Annotated in this window: 22 protein-coding genes; 12 read left to right on the top strand and 10 right to left on the bottom strand. The window is 70.8% G+C overall.

Annotated features, from left to right (window positions below; translation table 11 throughout):
- Together ACZ5CW_RS18455 and ACZ5CW_RS18450 are read right to left on the bottom strand one after the other, a co-directional pair.
- A partial coding sequence (locus ACZ5CW_RS18455) for a tetratricopeptide repeat protein (protein ID WP_468602469.1) occupies positions 1-710 on the bottom strand: 710 nt, incomplete at its 3' end.
- Positions 711-1,083: 373 nt separating this feature from the next.
- Positions 1,084-1,473 carry a RidA family protein gene (locus ACZ5CW_RS18450; RefSeq protein WP_468602467.1) on the bottom strand — a complete coding sequence of 130 codons (390 nt, stop codon included), beginning with the start codon at positions 1,471-1,473 and terminating at the stop codon, positions 1,084-1,086.
- A gap of 189 nt (positions 1,474-1,662) precedes the next feature.
- Between ACZ5CW_RS18450 and ACZ5CW_RS18445 the strand changes: the two genes are divergently transcribed.
- Positions 1,663-2,946 carry a pyroglutamyl-peptidase I gene (locus tag ACZ5CW_RS18445; RefSeq protein ID WP_468602465.1) on the top strand — a complete coding sequence of 428 codons (1,284 nt, stop codon included), beginning with the start codon at positions 1,663-1,665 and terminating at the stop codon, positions 2,944-2,946.
- On the opposite strand, the gene ACZ5CW_RS18440 is transcribed toward ACZ5CW_RS18445, so the two are convergent.
- The 3 genes from ACZ5CW_RS18440 to ACZ5CW_RS18430 are packed head-to-tail and all read right to left on the bottom strand — an operon-like array spanning position 2,918 to position 4,804.
- Positions 2,918-3,532: a LysE family translocator gene (locus ACZ5CW_RS18440; RefSeq protein ID WP_468602463.1), complete on the bottom strand. Its 615-nt coding sequence runs from the start codon at positions 3,530-3,532 to the stop codon at positions 2,918-2,920. The genes ACZ5CW_RS18445 and ACZ5CW_RS18440 overlap by 29 nt on opposite strands.
- Positions 3,529-4,332: an EI24 domain-containing protein gene (locus ACZ5CW_RS18435; protein WP_468602461.1), complete on the bottom strand. Its 804-nt coding sequence runs from the start codon at positions 4,330-4,332 to the stop codon at positions 3,529-3,531. Before ACZ5CW_RS18435 ends, ACZ5CW_RS18440 begins: the two co-directional genes overlap by 4 nt.
- Positions 4,333-4,366: 34 nt before the next feature.
- The gene (locus tag ACZ5CW_RS18430) at positions 4,367-4,804 is read right to left on the bottom strand and encodes a MarR family winged helix-turn-helix transcriptional regulator (protein WP_468602459.1); all 438 of its coding nucleotides are present in this window, start codon (positions 4,802-4,804) and stop codon (positions 4,367-4,369) included.
- Between the two features lie 89 nt (positions 4,805-4,893).
- Between ACZ5CW_RS18430 and ACZ5CW_RS18425 the strand changes: the two genes are divergently transcribed.
- Together ACZ5CW_RS18425 and ACZ5CW_RS18420 are read left to right on the top strand one after the other, a co-directional pair.
- Complete coding sequence (locus ACZ5CW_RS18425; protein WP_468602457.1) at positions 4,894-5,922, top strand: NADP-dependent oxidoreductase; 1,029 nt, start codon at positions 4,894-4,896, stop codon at positions 5,920-5,922.
- Between the two features lie 98 nt (positions 5,923-6,020).
- Positions 6,021-6,440, top strand: a complete 420-nt coding sequence (locus tag ACZ5CW_RS18420; RefSeq protein ID WP_468602455.1) for an organic hydroperoxide resistance protein — start codon at positions 6,021-6,023, stop codon at positions 6,438-6,440.
- 76 nt (positions 6,441-6,516) lie between these two features.
- Here the strand turns inward: ACZ5CW_RS18420 and ACZ5CW_RS18415 are convergent, their stop codons facing one another.
- Together ACZ5CW_RS18415 and ACZ5CW_RS18410 are read right to left on the bottom strand one after the other, a co-directional pair.
- Positions 6,517-7,677, bottom strand: coding sequence for a serine hydrolase domain-containing protein (locus tag ACZ5CW_RS18415; protein WP_468602454.1), 1,161 nt, complete (start codon positions 7,675-7,677; stop codon positions 6,517-6,519).
- Between the two features lie 189 nt (positions 7,678-7,866).
- Positions 7,867-8,874, bottom strand: a complete 1,008-nt coding sequence (locus ACZ5CW_RS18410; protein ID WP_468602452.1) for an SCO2400 family protein — start codon at positions 8,872-8,874, stop codon at positions 7,867-7,869.
- A gap of 201 nt (positions 8,875-9,075) precedes the next feature.
- Between ACZ5CW_RS18410 and ACZ5CW_RS18405 the strand changes: the two genes are divergently transcribed.
- From ACZ5CW_RS18405 to ACZ5CW_RS18365, 9 genes are all read left to right on the top strand, one after another.
- Positions 9,076-10,233, top strand: coding sequence for a mandelate racemase/muconate lactonizing enzyme family protein (locus ACZ5CW_RS18405; RefSeq protein WP_468602450.1), 1,158 nt, complete (start codon positions 9,076-9,078; stop codon positions 10,231-10,233).
- Entirely contained in the window at positions 10,230-11,234 is a 1,005-nt protein-coding gene (locus ACZ5CW_RS18400) for a zinc-dependent alcohol dehydrogenase (protein ID WP_468602448.1), read from the top strand. The genes ACZ5CW_RS18405 and ACZ5CW_RS18400 overlap by 4 nt, the downstream gene beginning before the upstream one ends.
- 145 nt (positions 11,235-11,379) lie before the next feature.
- Complete coding sequence (locus tag ACZ5CW_RS18395) at positions 11,380-12,348, top strand: hypothetical protein (RefSeq protein WP_468602446.1); 969 nt, start codon at positions 11,380-11,382, stop codon at positions 12,346-12,348.
- Between the two features lie 37 nt (positions 12,349-12,385).
- Positions 12,386-13,495, top strand: a complete 1,110-nt coding sequence (gene chvE, locus ACZ5CW_RS18390; RefSeq protein ID WP_468602444.1) for a multiple monosaccharide ABC transporter substrate-binding protein — start codon at positions 12,386-12,388, stop codon at positions 13,493-13,495.
- Between the two features lie 42 nt (positions 13,496-13,537).
- The gene (gene mmsA / locus ACZ5CW_RS18385; protein WP_468602442.1) at positions 13,538-15,088 is read left to right on the top strand and encodes a multiple monosaccharide ABC transporter ATP-binding protein; all 1,551 of its coding nucleotides are present in this window, start codon (positions 13,538-13,540) and stop codon (positions 15,086-15,088) included.
- Positions 15,085-16,329 carry a multiple monosaccharide ABC transporter permease gene (mmsB, locus tag ACZ5CW_RS18380; RefSeq protein ID WP_468602440.1) on the top strand — a complete coding sequence of 415 codons (1,245 nt, stop codon included), beginning with the start codon at positions 15,085-15,087 and terminating at the stop codon, positions 16,327-16,329. Before mmsA ends, mmsB begins: the two co-directional genes overlap by 4 nt.
- Positions 16,330-16,387: 58 nt before the next feature.
- Positions 16,388-17,572: an aldose epimerase family protein gene (locus ACZ5CW_RS18375; protein ID WP_468602438.1), complete on the top strand. Its 1,185-nt coding sequence runs from the start codon at positions 16,388-16,390 to the stop codon at positions 17,570-17,572.
- A 101-nt stretch (positions 17,573-17,673) separates the two neighbouring features.
- Positions 17,674-19,374, top strand: a complete 1,701-nt coding sequence (locus ACZ5CW_RS18370) for a pyridoxal phosphate-dependent aminotransferase (RefSeq protein WP_468602436.1) — start codon at positions 17,674-17,676, stop codon at positions 19,372-19,374.
- A gap of 132 nt (positions 19,375-19,506) precedes the next feature.
- Positions 19,507-20,379 (top strand): intradiol ring-cleavage dioxygenase, encoded by an 873-nt coding sequence (locus tag ACZ5CW_RS18365; RefSeq protein WP_468602434.1) that lies wholly within the window; start codon positions 19,507-19,509, stop codon positions 20,377-20,379.
- On the opposite strand, the gene ACZ5CW_RS18360 is transcribed toward ACZ5CW_RS18365, so the two are convergent.
- From ACZ5CW_RS18360 to ACZ5CW_RS18350, 3 genes are all read right to left on the bottom strand, one after another.
- Positions 20,333-20,983 (bottom strand): DUF4360 domain-containing protein, encoded by a 651-nt coding sequence (locus tag ACZ5CW_RS18360; protein WP_468602432.1) that lies wholly within the window; start codon positions 20,981-20,983, stop codon positions 20,333-20,335. The two genes, ACZ5CW_RS18365 and ACZ5CW_RS18360, sit on opposite strands and share 47 nt — an antisense overlap.
- A gap of 160 nt (positions 20,984-21,143) precedes the next feature.
- Complete coding sequence (locus ACZ5CW_RS18355) at positions 21,144-21,515, bottom strand: DUF1330 domain-containing protein (RefSeq protein WP_468602430.1); 372 nt, start codon at positions 21,513-21,515, stop codon at positions 21,144-21,146.
- A gap of 106 nt (positions 21,516-21,621) precedes the next feature.
- Positions 21,622-22,080 carry an RrF2 family transcriptional regulator gene (locus tag ACZ5CW_RS18350; RefSeq protein WP_468602428.1) on the bottom strand — a complete coding sequence of 153 codons (459 nt, stop codon included), beginning with the start codon at positions 22,078-22,080 and terminating at the stop codon, positions 21,622-21,624.
- Positions 22,081-22,139 lie beyond the last annotated feature (59 nt).

Raw genomic sequence — 22,139 nt, 5'->3', positions numbered from 1 at the left:
GCGAACCGCCGCACCTGCTGCAGCGCCGTACCCAGATTGTTCAGCGCCCGCCCCTCACCGTCATGATCACCCAGCTCGGCGAAACGGGCGGAGGCCCGCTGGTGGGCGTCGATCGCCTCGTCGAACCGCCGCACCTGCTGCAGCGCCGTACCCAGATTGTTCAGCGCCCGCCCCTCACCGTCATGATCACCCAGCTCGGCGAAACGGGCGGAGGCCTGCTGGTGCGCGTCGATCGCCTCGTCGAACCGCCGCACCTGCTGCAGCGCCGTACCCAGGTTGTTCAGCGCCTGCCCTTCTCGGTGGTGATCGGCCAGCTCGGCGAAGCGGGCGGAGGCCTGCTGGTGCGCGTCGATCGCCTCGTCGAACCGCCGCACCTGCTGCAGCGCCGTACCCAGATTGTTGAGCGCCTGCCCTTCTCGGTGGTGATCGGCCAGTTCGATGAAGCGGGCGGAGGCCTGCTGGTGCGCGTCGATCGCCTCGTCGAACCGCTGCATCTGCTGCAGGGCCGTGCCGAGGTTGTTCAGGGCCTGGCCTTCGCCATGGCGCTCGTCCAGCTCGCGACACGCGATGAGGTCCTGCTGGTGGGCCACGACGGCCTCGTCGAAACGCTGCACCTGCTGCAGGGCGACGCCGAGGCTGTTCAGCGCCCGGCTCTCGCCATGGCGTTCGCCCAGCTCGCGGCAAATTATCAGGTCCTGCTGATAGCTCATGGCCTCTCCAGAGAGTGTCGCGGCGTTCATGACGACACCCTCAGCAACCAGCGAATCCCGGACGGCCGCAACCGGTCCGCCGCCGGCGGCACCCGACCGAATGGCACTTTCGCCTGTCTGGGGGACAGGTACGGGCCCGTTCCGGGTCTCCCCCGCACCCCCCCTTGGGACGCCACGAGCCCCGGTCCAGGGGTCAGGTCCCGGACCGGGGCTGCTCATGGGGCGACTTGTCCCGGATCAGACGTTAATCGGCGCGGTCGGCCCGTGGCGGGTGATCGAGCGTCCGACGGCGATCTCGTACGAACCTTTCACAAAAGAGCGCCCCCGGACTTCCCGCGGCCGCCGGGGAGGCGCCGCGGGCCGGCCCGCGACGTCACCGGCCGGCCGGTACCGCCGCCACGACTTCGATCTCGACCTGGGCCTCGGGACGGAACAGCCGCGGCACCTCGAAGGTCATGCTGGTCGGCGGGGTACCGGTGAGGTACTGCCGGCGCACGGAGCCGTATGCGTCCAGCTCGGTGATGTCGGTGAGACAGGTGCGGATGCTGATGATGTCCGCGAGGCTCGCCCCGTGGGCCGTGAGCAGGGCGTCGATCGTCTCGAAGACGCCCCTGGTCTGCTCGGCCAGGGTGGCACCCTCGGCGATCTGCCCGGACAGGAACAACAGGGCGCTGCCGTCGGCGTGTTCGACGCGGGCGACCTGGGAGTAGTAAGGGCTCAGGGGCTGCGGGGCGGTGGCGGGGTTGCCGAGGGCGATCTGCATGCTCTCGACGCTAGGACCGGCCGGTACCCGCGACAAGCGAAGGTCTCGCATGGCTGCCCCGCGCAGGCGGCATGGCTTGCGCACGCCCACGGGACCGTCCGCACCATGGCGCCGGTCACTCGCGTCACGCGATACTGCCGCCGTCCACCGCACCACGCGCCCCACAGCGACGGAAGGACCCCAACCGCCTTGATATCGCCACGTGTTCGCCTCGGCGTTCTCGGACTGGCCCTGCTGACCGGCCTGTCCGTCCCCACCGCCACGGCCTCCGCCGCTCCGGCGGCCGCCACCCCCTCCCCCACCGTCGAGGAACAGCGGCTCGACGGGGCCGTACCGCGGGAGATCCTGCGCCGCTCCGGATTCGACGACGTGGCACCGGGGTTCAGCCGCGAGCTGGAGCGCGCGCACTCCTACGCGCAGGCCCGGTGCCTGGTCGCACGGGAGGGCTCCGCGTTGTGGCGGCGGGCCGTGGACCGGGCGCAGGGGCGGGGCGGGGCGGGTGGTGACCTGAGCCGGGACGACGACCGGCCGCTGTACTGGGCGCGGCTGGCGCTGACGCGGGAAGTGCGCACTTGGCAGCCCGGGTTCGGCGTCAGCGACCGGCAACGGGCTTCACTGCTGGACCGGTTGGAGCGGGCCTCACGCGGCCAGACCGACATCCGCTACCCGGCGAAGGGCCACCTGCGACGGGTCCTCCTCACCGGGTTCGACCCCTTCACCCTCGACCGGGACATCCGCATCTCCAACCCTTCCGGGGCCACCGCGCTCGCGCTCGACGGCACGGTGATCGAGACGGAACAGGGCCCGGCGCGCATCGAGACGGCCGTGTTCCCGGTGCGCTGGGAGGACTTCGCCCAGGGCACGGTGGAGCGGACGCTGCGACCGTATCTGCCGACGGTGGACCTGTTCACGACCGTGAGCCAGGGCCGGGTCGGCCGGTTCGACATCGAGCGCAGCAACGGCGCCTGGCGGGGCGGTTTCCCGGACAACGACAACGTCTCCCGGACGGAGACCGTCCCGGTCGCCGACCCGGACTCCCAGCCGCAGTGGACGTCGACGACCCTGCCGTACGCCGCCGTCGTGGCCGCGCACACGGGACGCTTCCCCGTGTACGACCACACGGAGGTGACCGAGGTCCCGGCGGGCGGCACCGGTCCCGTCGTACGGCCACAGGGCCCGACGCCGGGCTCGACGGCGCGTGCCGGGGGCGGCGGCGACTACCTCTCCAACGAGATCGCCTACCGGGCCACGCTGCTGCGGGACCGCCTCGGCCGGCACGACAGCCTGCCGGGCGGACATGTGCACACGCCCGTACTCCGGTTCGGCGCCGGCAACAGCGATCCGGCGACCGGCACGGTGACCGACCCGGAGTTCGTGCGCAACCGGCTGGACATCATCGACCAGGTGCGGTCGATCGTGACGGTCGCGCTCGATGCGACGGACCTCAGTGCGACGGAGCGAGCGCGAGGCTGACGCCGAGCCCGGCCAGGGCCGAGCCGATCACCTTGTTGAGGACCTTCTGGCCGCGCAGCATCACGGCACGCATCCGGGAGTGCGAGAAGAACGCGGCGACCACGCCGAACCAGAGCAGGTGGGCCAGCGACATGAACAGGCCGTAGCCCACCTGCTGGTGGAGCGGGGTGTCCGGGCTGACGACCTGGGCGAAGGTGGAGACGACGAAGAGGGTCGTCTTGGGGTTGAGGACGTTGGTGAGGAAGCCGGTGCGCAGGGCGGCGAACGGGCTCAGCTCCCGCTTGTCGTCCAGGTCGATCCGCAGCTCGCCGCGGGTGCGGTAGGTGCGGACGCCGACGTGGACCAGATAGGCCGCGCCGATCAGCTTGATCACCGTGAACAGGGCCGTGGAGGAGGCGATCAGCAGGCCGACGCCGAGCAGGGTGTAGGTGACGTGGACCAGGACGCCGGCCGCCACGCCCACGGCGGCGAGCAGGCCGGTGCGGCGGCCGTACAGGTAGCTGTTGCGGACGATCATCGCGAAGTCGGCGCCGGGGGCGATCACGGCGAGGACCGTGATGACTGCGACGGCGAGCAGCTGGGTCACGCGGTGACGTCCTCGGTGTCGGGTTCCACGTCGGGGGCGGGGCCGTCGTCGGCGTTCTCCTCGCCCAGCAGGTCGCGGGCGAGGAGCGTGGCGCCCGCGACCGCGCCCGGCATCAGGAACACCGCGACGAACGGAACCAGGAAGGCCAGGCCCAGGGGTGTGCCGAAGCCCCAGACCAGGGTCTTGCGGGAGCGGAGCAGGGTGAGCCGGGTGCGCAGTTCCACGCCCCGGCGCTGCAGGGCGACGGCGGCGAGTTCCTCGGTGAGGAAGAAGCCGGTGACGAAGAAGCCGAGCACGGGTACGACGGTCTGGCCGACGAACGGCAGGAAGCCCAGGGCGAAGAGCAGCACGCCCCACAGGCCGGCCCGGACCAGGACGCGCAGGCTGTCGCGGGCCGAGATCCACAGCTCGCGCCAGAGCGGGAGACCGGACCGCGGGGCGGTGCCGTCGGGTGAGACGTCGGCGTCGACCTGCTCCGACAGGCTCTCGTAGAAGGGCTGGCCGACCAGCAGGGTGACGGCGGTGAAGGTGAGCACGGCCAGCAGCAGCCCGAGGGCGAACAGGACCGCCGTCACAAAGCCGCGGAACAGGCCCTGCCAGGGGCTGGACCAGTCGTCCGCGAACGGGGTCGCCCAGGTGACCGCGTCCTCGCCCCACAGGGCGAGCGCGACCAGCGCCGCCGCGTAGAGGACCAGCGTGATCAGGCCGGGCAGCAGACCGAAGCCGTACCTACGGCCGTGCCGGGCCACCCACCGCTGGCCCTTCAGGAGATAACCGAACCCCGCCCCGAGATCGCGCATGCCGAGGACTCTACTGGCTCGGCAGCGGGGGTTCTCAGCCGCCCAGCATGCGGCTGAGCAGGTCCCGCAGGGAGCGCCGCTCCTCCTCCGACAGCCCGGCGAGGGGCTCGCGGGCGAAGTGGAGGCCCTCGCGCAGGTCGCGGGCCATCCGCCGGCCGTCGTCCGTGGCGGCGGCCACCTTCACCCGGCGGTCGGCCGGGTCGGGGCGGCGCTCGACCAGGCCGCGGGACTCCAGGCGGTCCACGATCCCGGTCACGTTCGACGGCTCGCACTTCAGCTTCTGCGCCAGCTTGCGCATGGGCAGCGGCTCCAGCGAGAGCAGGCTGAGGAGGCGGGCCTGCGGGCCCGTCAGCGCGTGCTCACCCGCCGCCTTCTCGTAGTCCGCGTAGAAGCGGGCCACGACGTCACCGATCAGCTCGACGACCTCCATGGTGAGCGCGTCGGGGCGGTGGGTCTTCGATGGGGTGGACATGCCCACCAGGATACCCAGTTACTTGACATCATGAAATATTCAGGCGCATGGTTGTTTCAGGTACTGAAGTAACTCGGAAAGGCACCGTCATGATCAACCGCGAGTGGCACCTGCTCAGCCGTCCCGTCGGCTGGCCGAAGCCCGAGGACTTCGCCCTGGTCGAGACACCGGTCCCGACCCCGGGCGAGGGCCAGGTGCTGGTGCGTAACAAGTACCTCTCCGTCGACCCGTACATGCGCGGCCGGATGAGTTCCGCGAAGTCGTACGCCGCCCCCTTCGAGCTGGGCAAGGTCATGCAGGGCGGCGCGGTCGGCGAGGTCGTCGCCTCCAACGCCGAGGGCATCGCGGTGGGCGACCACGTCCTGCACTTCTTCGGCTGGCGCGAGTACGCGGCCGTGGACGCGAAGAACGCCGTGAAGGTGGGCCCGACGGCCGTACCGGCCGTCAAGGTCGCCCCGGAGTCCGTGCCGCTGTCCACGTACCTCGGCGTCCTCGGCATGACCGGCCTGACCGCCTACGCCGGCCTGCTGCGCACCGCCTCCTTCAAGGAGGGCGACGTCGTCTTCGTCTCCGGCGCGGCGGGCGCCGTGGGCAGCCAGGTCGGGCAGATCGCCAAGCTCAAGGGCGCCTCGCGGGTCATCGGCTCCGCCGGGTCCGACGAGAAGGTCAAGCTGCTGGTCGAGGAGTACGGCTTCGACGCCGCGTTCAACTACAAGAGCGGCCCGGTGGGCGAGCAGCTGCGGGAGGCGGCACCCGACGGGATCGACGTCTACTTCGACAACGTCGGCGGCGACCACCTGGAGGCCGCCATCGGCTCCCTGAACGAGGGCGGCCGGATCGCCGTCTGCGGAATGATCTCCGTCTACAACAACACCGAGCCCGCCCCCGGCCCGAGGAACCTCGCCCGGCTCATCCAGACCCGCGGCCGCATCGAGGGCTTCCTGGTCGGCGACCACTACGACCTGCAGCCGCAGTTCGTCCAGGAGGTCGGCCCCTGGGTCGCCTCGGGCGCGCTGAAGTACCGCGAGACGGTCGTCGACGGCATCGAGAACACCCTGGAGGCCTTCCTCGGGGTCCTGCGCGGCGACAACACCGGCAAGATGATCGTCAAGCTCTGACCTCTGGCCTGGACTTTCCGGCATGCGGTAGCTTCTTTCCGAAATCCGCCGTCGATCGTGGGCGCGAGTCGCGGCGGACCGAGGAGGAAGACAACCGCATGCCCATTCAGCAGTCCGACGTCCTGTACACGGCTGTCGCCACCGCCGAGAACGGCCGGGACGGCCGCGTCGCCACCGACGACGGCAAGCTCGACGTCGTCGTGAACCCGCCCAAGGAGATGGGCGGCAGCGGTGCCGGCACCAATCCCGAGCAGCTGTTCGCCGCCGGGTACAGCGCCTGCTTCCAGGGCGCGCTCGCCGTGGTCGCCCGGCAGGAGGGCGCCGACGTCTCCGGCTCGACCGTCACCGCGAAGGTCGGCATCGGCAAGAACGAGGACGGGTTCGGGATCATCGTGGAGATCTCGGCGGACATTCCGGGCACCGACGAGGCCGCTGCGCGGGCCCTGATCGAGAAGGCCCACCAGGTGTGCCCGTACTCGAAGGCGACACGGGGGAACATCACCGTGACGCTGGCCTGACGGCCGTCGTTGCAGACAGCGGAGGCCGCACCCCTGGACGTGGGGTGCGGCCTCTTCTCCGGTTCCTCCGAACCACCTAGCGCGCGGCCAGGGCCGACCGGTGCACCGCCGCCGCCAGGCGGTCGTTCTCCGGGGCCGCACCGCCCGGGAAGGCGAAACGGCGGCGGGTGTAGCCGTAGGCCAGGCCGCTGCGGGGGTCGGCGAAGGACTGGACGCCGTTCGCGCCGCTGTGGCCGATCGCGCCGGCGCCGAGGAAGGGGTGCCAGGTGTCGGCGGTCGCCTGGAACCCGAGACCGAAGGACTTGTGGGCGCGGGCGACCAGGTCGTACCCGACGGAGTGGATCTGCCCGAACTCCGCGAGCGTGTCCTCCTTGAGCAGCGGGGCCTTGCCGTCGACCTCGCCGATGGCCGCCGCGTACATCCCCGCCAGGCCCCGCGCCGAGGCGACTCCGCCCACCGAGGCCGGGCCCCTGGCCCGGATCCGCCGTTCACCGAGCAGGCCTTCCAGGTCGGTCGGCTCGGCGCCGTGCCGGTTGAAGGCGATCGCGGCGAGGGTGTGCGGGCCGGACGGCAGCCCGTCGAGGAGGGCCCGCTGCTCGGGGGTCGGCAGCATCGGCTGGACCGGGCGGAAGCGCGGCTCCCGGTCGGCCGGCAGGCCCAGGTGGAAGTCGAGGCCGTAGGGCGCGCGGACCCGCTCCTCGTACAGCTCCTGGAGGGTCCGGCCCGTCGCCCGCCGGACCACCTCGCCGGTCAGCGCGCCGATGACCAGGGCGTGGCAGCCGAAGGCCGTGCCCGGCCGCCAGAACGGCCGCTGGTCGGCGAGGCGTTCGGCGAGCACCCGGTCGTCGGCCAGCTCCGCGAGCGTGAAGCCGGTGTCGGTGCCGATCAGCCCCGCACGGTGCGCCAGCAGGTCCCGCAGCGTCAGCGCACCCTTGCCCTCGGCGGCGAACTCGGGCCAGTAATAGGTGACTCTGCGGTCCAGCTCCAGCGTGCCGTCCTGCACGAGCAGCGCCGCGACCAGGTGGGCAGCGCCCTTCGTGGCCGAGTACACGCCGTAGAGGGACTCGCCCGCCACCCCCTCGCCCGCCCACAGGTCGACGACCCGCCGACCGTGGACGTACGCGCACAACTGGCCCTCGTAGTCGTCCCGTTCCGCGGCGACGAAGGCGGCGAACTCCTCACGCACCGCCTCGAAGCCCTCGGCGACCGTGCCCTGGACGGTGATCTGCTGCGTCATCCGCTCTCCTCGACCGAGCCGCTGCTCGCTGGTACCTCTCAGCACAACGCCCTCTCCCGCTCGGGGGCGTTCCCGAGAGCGGTACGGCGGGACGTACCTGTTCGACTCAACCGCGGGACGGGCCCCAGGGTGTCACCGGTACCCCGGACGGCGTACGGGTGGGGATACGGGGCACGCCCCGGGCGGGACTCAGCTGCACCACCACAGGAACCGGTTGCAGGTCTTGGTGGGCGACGGCTGCGGGGTCGGGGCGGCGGTCGTCGGAGCCGCGGTCGGGGTGGCGGCGGGCCCGGTCGTGCCCGGGGCGGCGGGGGCGGTGGCGGTGGCACCGGCGCCCGCCGTGGCCGACTGCCGCGGCTTTCCGGTGTCCTCGGCGGACGGGGACGCGGAGCCCTTGTCCCCGGGGGAGGCGGAGGCGGACGCGGAGGCCGAGGCGTCCGGGGAGGCGGACGCGCCCGGGGAGACGGCGGCGGTGTCGTCGACCGGGCGGGCCGTGCGGTCCGGCGCGGTGGAGGACGAGCCGCCGTCCGGCGCGGGGTCCCCGGCCGTGGCCGGAGGGTCGCTGGAGAAGGGCGAGAAGGGCGCGTCCGTGCCCAGTTCGGCCAGGCTCAGCCCGCCCGCGGCCAGGACGAAGCCCGCGGCCACCAGCACGGTACGGCGCCGGCGGCGCCGGTGTGCGGCGGCCTTGCGGTCACGCCTGCTGGAGTCGGCCTCGGCGGGGCTCGCGGCGGCGGTGCCGCGCCCCCGGCGCCGGGCGGCCCGGCCACCGGCCTCGGACTCCTCCCGCGGCTCGCCCTCCTCGGGCTCCTCCGGTTCCTCCCGGCCGCCCGACTCGTACTCCTGGGTGGCCTCGTACTCCCGGGTGACGCCGCCCTGGTGAGTGACGTCGTCCTCCTGGGGGACGCCGTACTCCCGGCCGACGCCGTGCTCCTCGGCCGGGGCGTCGCCGCCGTGCCGCTGGGAGGGGACGCGCCTGTCGTAGCCCGCGGAAGCGACATGCCCGTCGTAGCCCGCGGCAGGGACCTGGCCGCCGTACCCCTGTGCGGGGACCTGGCCGGCGTACGTCTCACCCGCACCCGCGTACGCGTGCGCGACCGGAGCCTGTGTGGACACGGCGGGTCGCTGGGCCGGTGTGCCGCACCCCGGGCAGGCCAGAGCGCCGTTGAGGTGCCGTTGGCACGGGTGGCAGTAGTCCATGACGCGGGAAGACTAAGGTCCGCGCGGGTCACGTTCCTAGCCACCCTTGTGAAGGTTTCGTAGGGGAGCGAAAGAATTCTCGAAAGCCGTGCCGAAACCGTTACCTGTTCGCCCCATTGACACCCCCGCCACCCCGTCCTTACTGTCACGCCAACATTTCGAACGTGTGACGAAATCTCGAACAGCTGAGAGGCAACTGCCGTGCGCATCACCGGAATCAGCACGCACGTGGTCGGCACGCCGTGGCGCAACCTGACCTACGTCCAGGTGCACACCGACGAGGGGATCACGGGAGTCGGCGAGACCCGGATGCTCGGGCACACCGACGCGCTGATCGGCTATCTGCGGGAAGCCGAGGCCAACCACATTCTCGGATCCGACCCGTTCGCTGTCGAGGACCTCGTGCGCCGCATGAAGTACGGCGACTACGGCCGCGCCGGCGAGATCGTCATGTCCGGCATCGCGGTCGTCGAGATGGCGTGCTGGGACATCAAGGGCAAGGCCCTCGGCGTGCCGGTCTGGCAGCTGCTCGGCGGCAAGGTCACCGACAGGGTGAAGGCCTACGCCAACGGGTGGTACACGACCGAGCGAACCCCGGAGGCCTACCACAAGGCCGCCCAGGGGGTCGTCGAGCGCGGCTACAAGGCACTGAAGATCGACCCGTTCGGCACCGGGCACTTCGAACTCGACCACCAGCAGACCCTGTACGCCGTCTCGCTGATCGAGGCCGTGCGCGACGCGATCGGCCCGGACGCCGAGCTGATGCTGGAGATGCACGGCCGGTTCTCGCCCTCGACCGCCGTACGGCTCGCCCGCGAGCTGGCGCCCTTCAAGCCCGCCTGGCTGGAGGAGCCCTGCCCGCCGGAGAACCTCAAGGCGCTGGAGAAGGTCGCCGCCAAGGTGGACATCCCGGTCGCCACCGGTGAGCGCATCCACGACCGGATCGAGTTCCGCGAGCTGTTCGAGAGCCAGGCCGTGGACATCATCCAGCCCGACGTCGGCCACATCGGCGGTATCTGGGAGACGCGGAAGCTGGCCGCGACCGCCGAGACCCACTACATGCTCGTCGCGCCGCACAACGTGGGCGGGTCGGTGCTGACCGCCGCCTCCCTCCAGGTCGGCTTCACCTCCCCGAACTTCAAGATCCTCGAGCACTTCAACGACTTCGCGGACGCGGAGATCAAGAAGGTGGTCAAGGGGGCTCCCGAGGTCGTCGACGGGTACTTCCACCTGTCCGACGCGCCGGGTCTCGGTGTCGAGCTGGACGTCGAGGCGGCGGCCGAGTTCCCGCAGCAGCAGGCCCGTTTCGACCTGTGGGCCGAGGGCTGGGAGCAGCGCAAGCCGAAGGCCGGCAAGTGAGTTCCCAGGTTCTGGTCGAGGCGCCGGGCGCGCACCGGATCGAGGCGCACACGCCTCGCGAACCCGGTCCCGGCGAGGCACTGGTGGCCGTGCACGCGGTCGGCATCTGCGGCAGCGACCGCGAGGTGTACCAGGGCAACCGGCCCGAGGGGTACGTGCGTTACCCGCTCACGCCCGGCCACGAGTGGTCGGGGACGGTCACGGCCGTCGGGGCCGGGGTGCCCGGGACGCTCGTCGGGCGCAAGGTCGTCGGCGAGGGCTTCCGCAACTGCCAGGTCTGCGACCGCTGCCACGCGGGCGAGACCACGTTGTGCACGGACGGCTACGAGGAGACCGGCTTCACCCAGCCGGGCGCCATGGCCGCCACGCTCACCCTGCCCGCGCGGCTGCTGCACGTCCTGGCGGACGACGCCGATCTCACCGCCGCCGCGCTGCTGGAGCCGGCCGCGTGCATCGCGGCCGCGGCGCTCAAGGCGGGCGCGCGGCCGGGAGAGCGGGTCGCGGTGGTCGGCACGGGCACGCTCGGGATGTTCGCCGTGCAGTTCCTGAAGGCCGTCTCCCCGGTGGAGCTGCTGGTGGTGGGCACGCGCACCGACCGGGAGGCGCTGTCCCGGCGATTCGGGGCGACCGACTTCCGCACCAGGGACCAGGAGCTGCCCGACGACTTCGACGTGGTGATCGAGACGGCCGGGTCCGCGTCCGCCGCGCGCACCGCCGCCTCGCTGCTCAGGCGCGGCGGACGCCTGGTCCTGACCGGCATCCCGGCGCCGGGCGCGGACGGGCTCGACCCGACCGACCTCGTCGTACGGCAGCTGGAGGTGCACACCGTCTTCGGGGCACCGCCGGACGCCTGGGCGCACACCGTGCAGGTGTTCGGCGCCGGGCTGCTGGACCCGCTGCCGCTGGTCACGCACGAGCTGCCGCTGGCCGAGTTCTCGCAGGCCATCGAACTGGTCGGGGCCGGCGACCCGAAGGTGGGCAAGGTGCTGCTGCGCCCCTAGCCGTACGCCGGTCGGGCGTGACCTGACGGCGCCCTGACCGGCGTACCACCACGGCACTTTTTTCGCGGTGCCACCCAGGCCGTCTTCCGCCCCGAGTGGCGAACCTCGTCCGATATCTCGAACACTCAGACTCCAAGGACAGCTTGTGACCGACGCTTCCGCCCCGGCAGTCCGCAGGCCCGGCGAGCAGGTGCTCGCCGCACTCGGCCTGGGCGCCCCCGCCCTCGACCCCGCCGACACCTCCGCCCACAGCTTCCCGGGCGGCGGCCGCTGGCGCACCGAGATCCCGTCGTGCGAGGGTCCCGAAGCGCTGGCGGTCGTGCTCAAGGAGGCCTCCCGCCTCGATGTGCCGATCCACCGGATCAGCCAGGGCAGCGGCGTGTGGATGCTCACCGACGCCGAGATCACCGAGATGGTCGAGGCCACCGCCGCCCGCGACATCGAGCTGTGCCTGTTCACCGGCCCGCGCGGCACCTGGGACATCGGTGGCTCGGTGCGGTCCGACTCGCGGGGGGCCGGACTGCGCGCACGGGGCCACGACGCGGTGGCGGGCTGTGTCGAAGACGCCGTCCGGGCGACCGAGCTGGGCGTCAAGTGCCTGCTGGTGGCCGACGAGGGCGTGCTGTGGACCCTGCACCGGGCCCGCGAGACCGGGATCATCCCGGCCGACACCACGCTCAAGGTCTCGGCGCTGATCGGCCCCGTCAACCCGGCCTCGTACGCGGTCTACGAGCGGCTCGGCGCCGACTCGGTCAACGTGCCCAGTGATCTGACGCTGGATCACCTCACGGAGATCCGCCGGGTGTCCGGCGCGCCCATGGACATGTACATCGAGGCCCCCGACGACCTCGGCGGCTATGTGCGGATGTACGAGGTCGCCGAGCTGATCCGGCGCGGCGCACCGCTCTACCTGAAGTTCGGGCTGTCCAAGGCGCCCGGCATCTACCCGTGGGGCACCCATCTGCGGGACGTGACCCTGGACACCGCCCGGGAGCGGGTGCGGCGCGGCCGGCTCGCCCTGGACCTGCTCGCCCGGCACGGCGCGGACGGCGACATGGCGCCGCTCGGCTCCCGGCTGCCCGGCCCGCTCAGCCGCTTCCCCAGCAACGCGTGACCCCTCTCAACGACGAGAAGACCAAGGACTGATCACCATGCGCAACCGCAGAGCCGCACTCGCCGCGATAGCCGGAGCCGCCTCGCTCGCCCTGACCCTGACCGCCTGCGGGCAGAGCGGCGAGGGCGGCAGCAAGGAGAAGCCGGGCGACGTCAAGGGCGCCACCATCGGCATCGCGATGCCGACCAAGTCCTCCGAGCGCTGGATCTCCGACGGCAAGAACGTCGTCAAGGACCTGGAGGCCAAGGGTTACAAGACGAAGCTGGTCTACGGCGAGGACGACCCCGAGCAGCAGGTCTCGCAGATCGAGAACCTGATCACGCAGGGCGTCAAGGGCCTGATCATCGCGGCCATCGACAACAAGTCCCTGAACAGCGTGCTCCAGCAGGCCGCGGACGCCGACATCCCGGTCATCTCCTACGACCGGCTGATCCTCGGCTCGAAGAACGTCGACTACTACGCCTCGTTCGACAACGAGAAGGTCGGCAAGCTCCAGGGCCAGTACATCGTGGACAAGCTCGGGCTGGGCAAGGGCAAGTCGGGCCCGTTCAACATCGAGCTGTTCGCCGGCTCCAACGACGACAACAACACCCGGTACTTCTTCAACGGCGCGATGAGCGTGCTGAAGCCGTACATGGACAAGAAGCAGCTCGTCGTCCGGTCCGGCCAGACCGCGCTCAACAAGGTCACCACCCTGCGCTGGGACGGCGCCACCGCCCAGCGGCGCATGGACGACATCCTCACCTCCTCGTACAAGAGCGAGCGGGTCGACGCCGTCCTCTCGCCGTACGACGGCATCTCCATCGGCATCCTGTCCGCGCTGAAGTCGGACGGCTACGGCTCCGGCAGCAAGCCGCTGCCGGTCATCACCGGCCAGGACGCCGAGCTGGCCTCCGTGAAGTCGATCATCAGCGGTCAGCAGACGCAGACCGTCTACAAGGACCTCCGCAAGCTGGCCGAGGTCGCCTCGACGATGGTCGACGACGTGCTGAAGGGCAAGAAGCCCGAGGTCAACGACAGCAAGTCGTACGACAACGGCTCCAAGGTCGTCCCCGCCTACCTGCTCCAGCCGGTCAGCGTCGACAGGACCAACTACGAGGACGTGCTCGTCAAGGGCGGTTACTACACGGCCGACCAGCTCAAGTAGTCCGCCGACCGTCCGACCCCACACTGATTGGAAGGCACGACCATGGCGGGACCCGTCCTGGAAATGCGCTCGATCGTCAAGACCTTTCCCGGTGTCAAAGCGCTCTCGGACGTCACACTGGCGGTGCGTCAGGGCGAGGTCCACGCCATCTGCGGCGAGAACGGCGCCGGCAAGTCCACCCTGATGAAGGTGCTCTCCGGCGTCCATCCGCATGGCAGCTACGAGGGCGAGATCCTCTTCGAGGGAGAGGTCTGCCGCTTCAAGGACATCCGGGCGAGCGAGCACCACGGCATCGTCATCATCCACCAGGAGCTGGCGCTGGTGCCGTACCTCTCCCTCGCGGAGAACATCTTCCTCGGCAACGAGCACGCCACGCGCGGGTTCATCAACTGGAACGACACCCTCAGGCATGCCGCCGAACTGCTGCGCCGGGTCGGCCTGACCGATCACCCGGAGACCCGCGTCGCCGACATCGGCGTGGGCAAGCAGCAGCTCGTGGAGATCGCGAAGGCGCTGTCGAAGAAGGTGAAGCTGCTCATCCTGGACGAGCCGACGGCGGCGCTGAACGACGAGGACAGCGGCAAACTCCTCGACCTGATCCTGGAGCTGAAGAAGCAGGGCATCACCTCGATCATCATCTCCCACAAGCTGGGCGAGATCCGCCGGGTCGCCGATTCGGTGACGATCATCCGCGACGGGCGCTCCATCGAGACGCTCGACGTGAAGGCCGCGGAGACGACCGAGGACCGGATCATCAGCGGCATGGTCGGCCGCGACCTCGACCACCGCTTCCCCGAGCGCACCCCGCACCAGGCGCAGGAGGGCGCGGCCCCGGCCCTGGAGATCCGTGGCTGGAGCGTGCACCACCCGATCGACCAGCAGCGCAAGGTGGTCGACGACGTGTCGCTCAAGGTGCGGCGCGGGGAGATCGTCGGCATCGCGGGCCTCATGGGCGCCGGCCGCACCGAACTCGCCATGAGCGTCTTCGGACGGTCCTACGGCCGGTACGCGGGCGGCACGGTCCTCAAGGACGGCACGGAGATCCGTACGAAGTCCGTCGCCGAGGCGATCGGGCACGGCATCGCCTATGTCACCGAGGACCGCAAGCACTACGGCCTCAATCTCATCGACACCATCAACCGCAACATCTCGCTGACCTCCCTCGGCAAGGTGGCCCGGCGCGGTGTGGTCGACGAGCACGAGGAGCGGCAGGTCGCCGAGCGGTTCCGCACGTCGATGAACATCAAGGCGCCGACCGTCTTCGAGCCGGTGGGCAAGCTCTCCGGCGGCAACCAGCAGAAGGTCGTCCTCAGCAAGTGGATCTTCGCGGGTCCGGACGTGCTGATTCTGGACGAGCCGACGCGCGGTATCGACGTCGGCGCCAAGTTCGAGATCTACACGGTCATCGACCAGCTGGCGGCCGAGGGCAAGGCGGTCGTCTTCATCTCCTCCGAGCTGCCGGAGCTGCTCGGCATGTGCGACCGCATCTACACGATGGCCGCCGGGCGGCTGACCGGCGAGTTCTCACGGGCCGAGGCATCACAGGAATCGCTGATGCGCCAGATGACGAAGGACAAAGAGGTAACCCGATGAGCACGGACGTGACCGCCAAGACCCCGGCCCCGGCGCCGCCCGGGAAGAGCGGCGACCAGGCCGTCGGCGGCCTGCTGCAGTTGATGCTGAACGGCCTGCGCAACAACATGCGGCAGTACGGCATGCTGATCGCGCTCGGCCTGATCGTGGTCCTGTTCTCGGTGTGGACCGACGGCGACCTGCTGCTGCCGCGCAACGTCTCCAACCTGGTGCTGCAGAACAGCCACATCCTGATCCTCGCGATCGGCATGATGCTGGTCATCATCGCGGGCCACATCGACCTGTCGGTCGGCTCGCTGACCGCGTTCATCGGCGCGTTCGCGGCGGTCCTGACCGTGGAGCACGGTGTGGCCTGGCCGGTCGCCCTGGTGCTGTGCCTGCTGGTGGGCGCGGTGGCCGGCGCGGTACAGGGATTCATGATCGCCTACTTCGGCATCCCCTCGTTCATCGTCACCCTCGCCGGGATGCTGATCTTCCGCGGTCTGACCGAGATCTTCCTGGAGGGCCAGACCCTCGGCCCGTTCCCGGGGGGACTGGAGAAGATGGGCAACGGCTTCCTGCCGGAGGCCGGTCCGAACACCAACTACCACAACATCACCCTGCTGCTGGGCATCGCCCTGATCGTCTTCACGGTCGTGCAGGAGTTCCGCGACAGGAAGCGCCAGCAGGAGTTCTCCCTCGAGGTGCTGCCGCGCAACATCTTCCTGCTCAAGCTCGTCGCCATCAGCGCCGCGATCCTCGTCGTCACGATGCTGCTCGCCAGCTACAAGGGCGCCCCGATCGTGCTGATCATCCTCGGCGCCCTGGTGGTCGGCTACGGCTACGTGATGCGCAACGCCGTCTTCGGCCGTCACATCTACGCGATCGGCGGCAACCTGCCGGCTGCGAAGCTGTCCGGCGTCAAGGACAAGAAGGTCACCTTCTACGTCTTCCTGAACATGGGCGTGCTCGCGGCCCTGGCGGGTCTGGTGGTCGCCGGCCGGCTGAACGCGGCCTCGCCGAAGGCGGGCCTCAACTTCGAACTCGAGGCCATCGCCTCGTCGTTCATCGGCGGTGCGTCGATGAGCGGCGGTGTCGGCACCGTCCTCGGCGCCATCATCGGCGGTCTCGTCCTCGGCGTGCTGAACAACGGCATGAACCTCCTCAGCGTCGGCACCGACTGGCAGCAGGTCATCAAGGGCATCGCCCTGCTGGTGGCGGTCGGGTTCGACGTGTGGAACAAGCGCAAGTCCGGTTCGTAAGTCAGCCCGGGCCCCGCCGGAGAGCCGGCGGGGCCCCTCCGTCACGGGAGCCGCACCCATGGAACTGAACAGACGCACGGTCATCGCAGGAGCAGCCGCGGCGAGCCTCGCCGCCACCACCCTCGGCACGACAGCGACATCAGCCACCGCCGCGGCGGGCGCCCGGGCCGGCACCGGTTCGGGGGCCAGGAAGCCGGTGAGGGAACCCTTCGGCGAACTCGCCGACGGCACCCGCATCCACCGCTGGTCCCTGGAGAACGGCGGCACCCGCCTGAAGGTCCTCTCCTACGGCGGCATCGTCCAGACCCTGGAGATCCCCGACCGCCACGGCCGCCACGCCAACGTCGTCGCGGGCTTCGGCGACATCGACGACTACGTGGCTGCCAGCCCGTACTTCGGCGCGTTGATCGGCCGCTACGGCAACCGCATCGGCAACGGGCGGTTCACCCTCGACGGCACGAGCCACCAACTGTCCGTCAACGACGGCGTCAACAGCCTGCACGGCGGCGCCAAGGGCTTCGACAAGCACGTGTGGGACGTGGAGCCGTTCGCCGAGGGCTCCGACGTCGGCCTGTGCCTGTACTACACGAGCGTCGACGGCGAGATGGGCTACCCGGGCACCCTCCGGACGAAGGTGACGTACACCCTCGACCGGCACGGCGCGTGGCGCATCGACTACGAGGCGACCACCGACAAGGCGACCGTCGTCAACCTCACCAGCCACGTCTACTGGAACCTGGCCGGCGAGGGCAGCGGCACGATCGAGGACCACGAACTCAGGATCGCCGCCTCCCGCTACACCCCGACCGACTCGGGCCTGATCCCCACCGGCGAGCTGGCCCCGGTCGCGGGCACGCCCTTCGACTTCCGCCGCGCCAAGCCGATCGGCCGGGACATCCGGGCCGGTCACGAGCAGCAGGTGCGGGCCAAGGGGTACGACCACAACTGGGTCCTGGACAAGGGCGGCACGGCCAGGCCCGAGCACATCGCGACCCTGCGCGACCCCCGCTCCGGCCGCACCCTCGAGATCGCCACCGACCAGCCGGGGCTGCAGTTCTACTCCGGCAACTTCCTCGACGGCACCCTCACCGGCACCGGGGGCCGCACCTACCGCCAGGGCGACGCGCTCTGCCTGGAGACGCAGCACTTCCCGGACTCGCCCAACCACGCCGATTTCCCCTCGACCGTGCTCCGGCCCGGCCAGACGTACCGGACGACGACGATCCACACGTTCGGGGCGTGAAGCGGCTCACACCGGCGGTGAGTTGAACGCCACTGCCGTCCCTTCCGTATCCAAGGGCGGCCCGTGCTCCCCCGCACGGGCCACCCTGAACGGAGGTTCCCTTGGCCGGCAACGTCACCTCGTTGTTCCGCGGCACCGCCGCGCACAGCCCTTCGATGGCGGCGCTGACGCGGGAGGGCGGCGACGGGACCGGCCCGGTGGACTTCTGCATCCCGTGCAACCCCTACTTCCCCACTCCGGCCATGTTCGAGGAGATGGCGGTCCGGTTGCGCGAGATCGTCACGTACTACCCCAGCAGCGCCGACACCATCACGGCGGAGCTGTGCGGCCTGCTGCAACTGCCGCCGCAGTGCGTGGCGATGGGCAACGGCTCCACCGAACTGATCACCTGGATCGACCACCTGCTGGTCCGCGAGTCCCTCGCCGTCCCCGTCCCCACCTTCGGCCGCTGGACCGACCAGCCGATGGAGACGGGCAAGCGGGTCGACATGTTCCCGCTCCAGGAGGCGAACGGCTTCGCCCTGGACCTGGCCCAGTACGCCGAGTTCATCCGGGCCCGGGGCACGCGGGTCGCGGTGATCTGCAACCCCAACAACCCCGACGGCGGCTACCTGCGCAAGCAGTCGGTGGTGCAGTTCATGGACGCCATGGCCGACCTCGACCTGGTGATCGTGGACGAGTCCTTCCTGGAGTTCGCCGACGCGGAGGCCGAACCGAGCGTCGTCCAGGAGGCCATGCTCCGTCCCAACGTGATCGTGCTCCGCAGCCTCGGCAAGAACTTCGGGCTGCACGGCATACGCTTCGGCTACCTGGTCGCCAACCCGGCGCTGGCGGGCAAGGTCCGCGCCATGCTGCCCAAGTGGAACCTCAACTCCTTCGCCGAGCACGTGGTGTTCATGCTGAAGGAGCACGGTGCCGAGTACGCGCAGAGCCTGCAGCAGGTCCGCCGTGACCGGCTGGAGATGGCCAGCCACCTCTCCGCGCTGCCCGGGCTCACGGTCTACCCCTCCCAGGGCAACTTCCTCTTCATCCGCCTCCCCGTCGGTGCCGAGGGCACGGTGGTCCGGGACCGGATGCTCACCGAGCACCGCATCCTGGTGCGCGAGTGCGGCAACAAGATCGGTTCCTCCAGTCGCTTCCTGAGACTCGTGGTGCGCCCCCAGGTCGACGTGCGTCGCCTGGTGTCCGGCCTGGAACAGGTGCTCTACGGGACCAGGAGGGGAGCCGCCGTACCCGAGCTGGGCACCGGGACCAGCTACAGCTCGGGTACGGCGGCCGTGGACCGGCTGATGAGCGAGACCAACGGGTCCGGTATGCAGGGGCTTGCCGCACAGGCCACCGCCGCTGCCGCTCCCGCCCCGGCCGCCGGCACCGGCATGCCGCTCCCCGCCGCCGTGCATCCCGGCGCCGGGATGCCGATGCCGGCGGCAGCCCAGCCGGCCCCCGTGCCGGCACCGGCCCCGATGCCCGCCCCGATGCCGGCAGCGATGCAGGTACCGATGCAGGCTCCGGTGCCCGCCCAGCAGCCGATGGCACCGGCACCCGCACCACAGCCGGTACCTCAGCAGCCGGCGCCCGCTCCCCTCCCCGCACCGGTGCCGGCTCCCGCGGCCGCCGTCGCGCCCACCCCGCCCGGCGTCCCGGCCCGCGGTGGCCTCACCGCGGCGCAGGTACGCGGCATGACGGCTCCGGCGCCCGCCACGGGCCTGCCCCCCGCCACGGGCCTGACCCCGGCCCCGGCAACGGGCTGGCCCAACGCGCAGAGCTGGCCCAACGCGGCGGGAATGGGACAGGCGGGCTAGCGGGGCCCCGTGGGCGGGATACGCGGACGCGCTGCACACACCGGCTCCGCTGTCTCAACCGCGCCTTGACGCACCGTCACTTTGCCGGACTGACAGGCTGCCGACAGGAACCGCCCCTACGGTGCCGTGCTCATGACAGAAACCTCAGATGCCCGCTCGATCGGGCGCCGTACCCTACTGATCGCCACCGGCACCACGGCCGCGGCGCTGGCCGTGGGAGCCGCGACCGCGCCACAGGCGCCGGCGGCCCCGCGCACGTCCGCCGCCGCGGCGGCCGTCTGCACCCTCACGAAGGAGATGACCGAGGGCCCCTACTACCTCGACGGAGCGCTCGTCCGCTCCGACGTCACCGAAGGCAAGGCAGGCATCCCCCTCAAGCTCGCCCTGACCGTCGTGGACTCGGCCTGCGCACCCCTGAGCAACGCTCTGGTGGAGATATGGCACGCCGACGCGCTCGGTGAGTACTCCGGCTACGTCGGCAACAACGGCCACAGCGAGCCGCACGACGGCACCTTCCTGCGCGGCGGCGTCCTCACCGACTCCCGCGGGACCGCCGGCATCACGACCGTCTACCCGGGCTGGTACCGGGGCCGCTGCGTGCACCTCCACGTGAAGGTCCACACGGACGTCACCCTGACCCCGGACGGCTCCTTCACCGGCGGCTCCACCCTCCACACCGGTCAGCTCTTCTTCGGCGAGACCGTCACGGCGGCGGTGGGCAGGCTCTCCCCGTACTCCACGAACAAGGTCACCCGCACCACCCTCTCCCAGGACTCCGTCTACGACGGCGGAGGCGCCGGTTCGGGTCTCCTCACCCTCACCGCCCTGGGCGGCTCCCCCGCGTCCGGCTACACCGGCACCCTCACCCTGGGCGTCGACGACCGACCCGACCGCGAAGAGGCGGGCGGCCCACAGCGCGTGGGCCGCCCGCCTGCGGCAGCGCCGCCGGAACGCGGTGCTAGGTCCGCGGGCACTCCTTCCATGCCAGGTGGTACACCGTGCTGATGTCCCCGTCCGTCGAGTCCATCGTCATGAAGCTGACCTTGCCCGGGGCCGACGTCCCGGCGTTCACCCTCAGTTCGGTGTTGATGTTGAAGTTGCGCAGGACCCCGCAGGGCGCCCAGACCAGCTGCGCCCAGTCCGTGCTGTCGGTGGCCTGCCAGTCGTCGTTGTAGGCGCCGCTGAAGGGGTGACTTCTGGGCACGGTGTTCGACGAGCCCTGGAAGTAGTACGAGGCCTTCTGCGTGGCGGACGCGCCGGGCTGGAGCGAGAGGAAGCCCCGGTAGTCCGCGCTGGCGACCGCGTAGGTGAAGCCCTGCGGTACGTGGACCACCAGATTGAGCTGGCAGTTCTTGCGGAAGGCCGTGGGGTCGGAGTTGCCGCCGGCCTGGGCCAGGTAGGCGCTGTACGTCACGGTGAAGGCCGTGTTGTCCGGGGACACGGCCACGGCGGCCGTACCCGCGGGACAGCCCGAGCCGTTCACCGTCGCCACATCGATGACGATCTTGTCCGGGGGCGGGTCGTCGAACACGGGCGACGAGGACTGAGCGGGTAGCGCGGTGGTGAGAAGAGCGGCGACGGCGCCGCTCAGGAGGAGCCCACCAGCCATGGTTTCTCCCTGTTGTCGAGTGGGGGGTGCGCCTCCGGTCCACCCGTTCACTTTTGAAGAAACTGTGCGCTATCTGTGAAGGAGGAAGGGAGGCGTGGGTAGCGTAGGGAGCCCCGCCCGGGCCGGGGAGAGTGAACTTCGGCCATTCACTTCGGGGTTTTCACTCCCCGTCCCCCGGCACCGCCCGGTCGCCGCGAAGCGCCTCCAGCATCGCCGTCGCGGTGGCGGTCGGGTCGTAGCCCTCGGCGACACCGGGCACCAGGACGATGTCGCCGTCGATGTGACGCGCGCGCAGCGGTGCGATCTCCTGGTACGCGTCCGAGTCCCACCAAGCCCGTGCCCGGTCGATCGACGGGAAGCCGATCACCACGACGTGTCCGGGCCAGGTGCCCTCCTTCACCTCGTGCGCGGCGCCGTGCACGAGGAACCGGCCGCCGTACGGCTCGAAGGTCGCGGTGATGCGCGCCATGTACTCGGCGATCTCCGGGTGCGGGGCGGCTTCCTGCAAATGGGCTATCGCGTAGGCGGTCATGGCATCCTTCCTGCCGCGGTCGGCTTGTGATGTCCACGATCCTGCCGCGGGCCCGGGCCGGGGTCGATGACCTGACAGGTAAGTGCCGCCGCACCGGCCGCAGACGCTAGGGGTTCTCCCAGGCCGCCGGTTCCGACGCCAGCGCCCGGACCGGCTCGGGCAGCGCGTCCGCCGCGAGGTCGGCGAGGGTGACGCCCTCCAGGATCCGGCGCACATTGGCGCGCAGGGCGATCCACAGGGGCAGCAGGGGCCGGGCGGTGCCGGTGTAGGCGAGGCCGGTCGGGCGTTCACCGCGTACGGAGACGATGGGGCCGTCGACCGCGCGGATCACGTCCGCGACCGTGATCGCCGCCGCGTCCCGGGCCAGCCGGTAGCCGCCGCCCCCGCCACGCCGGCTGTCGACGATCCCCGCACGGCGGAGGTCGCCCAGGATCCCTTCCAGGAACTTGTGGGGGATGTCCTGAACGGCGGCGACCTCCTCCGCCTTCACCGGGCCGTCACCCTGCCGTACGGCCAGCTCCAGAACCGCCCGTACCGCGTAATCCGCCCGTGCCGAGATCCTCATGTGTCCATTGTGGGGCGTACCTCCGTGGAGAATGACCGGACCCGCGCCCCGTAAGATCG

The sequence above is a fragment of the Streptomyces sp. NPDC031379 genome (assembly GCF_055569615.1).
The sequence above is the reverse complement of the archived record's forward strand: the minus strand, read 5'-3'. Positions and strand labels throughout refer to the sequence as shown.

Bases quoted from the DNA above. Each gene is read 5' to 3' on its own strand.
- ACZ5CW_RS18450 (WP_468602467.1), bottom strand. From the start codon at position 1,473: ATGCAGATCGCCCTCGGCAACCCCGCCACCGCCCCGCAGCCCCTGAGC.
- ACZ5CW_RS18435 (WP_468602461.1), bottom strand. From the start codon at position 4,332: ATGCGCGATCTCGGGGCGGGGTTCGGTTATCTCCTGAAGGGCCAGCGG.
- ACZ5CW_RS18430 (WP_468602459.1), bottom strand. From the start codon at position 4,804: ATGTCCACCCCATCGAAGACCCACCGCCCCGACGCGCTCACCATGGAG.
- ACZ5CW_RS18425 (WP_468602457.1), top strand. From the start codon at position 4,894: ATGATCAACCGCGAGTGGCACCTGCTCAGCCGTCCCGTCGGCTGGCCG.
- ACZ5CW_RS18420 (WP_468602455.1), top strand. From the start codon at position 6,021: ATGCCCATTCAGCAGTCCGACGTCCTGTACACGGCTGTCGCCACCGCC.
- ACZ5CW_RS18415 (WP_468602454.1), bottom strand. From the start codon at position 7,677: ATGACGCAGCAGATCACCGTCCAGGGCACGGTCGCCGAGGGCTTCGAG.
- ACZ5CW_RS18410 (WP_468602452.1), bottom strand. From the start codon at position 8,874: ATGGACTACTGCCACCCGTGCCAACGGCACCTCAACGGCGCTCTGGCC.
- chvE (WP_468602444.1), top strand. From the start codon at position 12,386: ATGCGCAACCGCAGAGCCGCACTCGCCGCGATAGCCGGAGCCGCCTCG.
- mmsA (WP_468602442.1), top strand. From the start codon at position 13,538: ATGGCGGGACCCGTCCTGGAAATGCGCTCGATCGTCAAGACCTTTCCC.
- mmsB (WP_468602440.1), top strand. From the start codon at position 15,085: ATGAGCACGGACGTGACCGCCAAGACCCCGGCCCCGGCGCCGCCCGGG.
- ACZ5CW_RS18375 (WP_468602438.1), top strand. From the start codon at position 16,388: ATGGAACTGAACAGACGCACGGTCATCGCAGGAGCAGCCGCGGCGAGC.
- ACZ5CW_RS18365 (WP_468602434.1), top strand. From the start codon at position 19,507: ATGACAGAAACCTCAGATGCCCGCTCGATCGGGCGCCGTACCCTACTG.
- ACZ5CW_RS18360 (WP_468602432.1), bottom strand. From the start codon at position 20,983: ATGGCTGGTGGGCTCCTCCTGAGCGGCGCCGTCGCCGCTCTTCTCACC.
- ACZ5CW_RS18355 (WP_468602430.1), bottom strand. From the start codon at position 21,515: ATGACCGCCTACGCGATAGCCCATTTGCAGGAAGCCGCCCCGCACCCG.
- ACZ5CW_RS18350 (WP_468602428.1), bottom strand. From the start codon at position 22,080: ATGAGGATCTCGGCACGGGCGGATTACGCGGTACGGGCGGTTCTGGAG.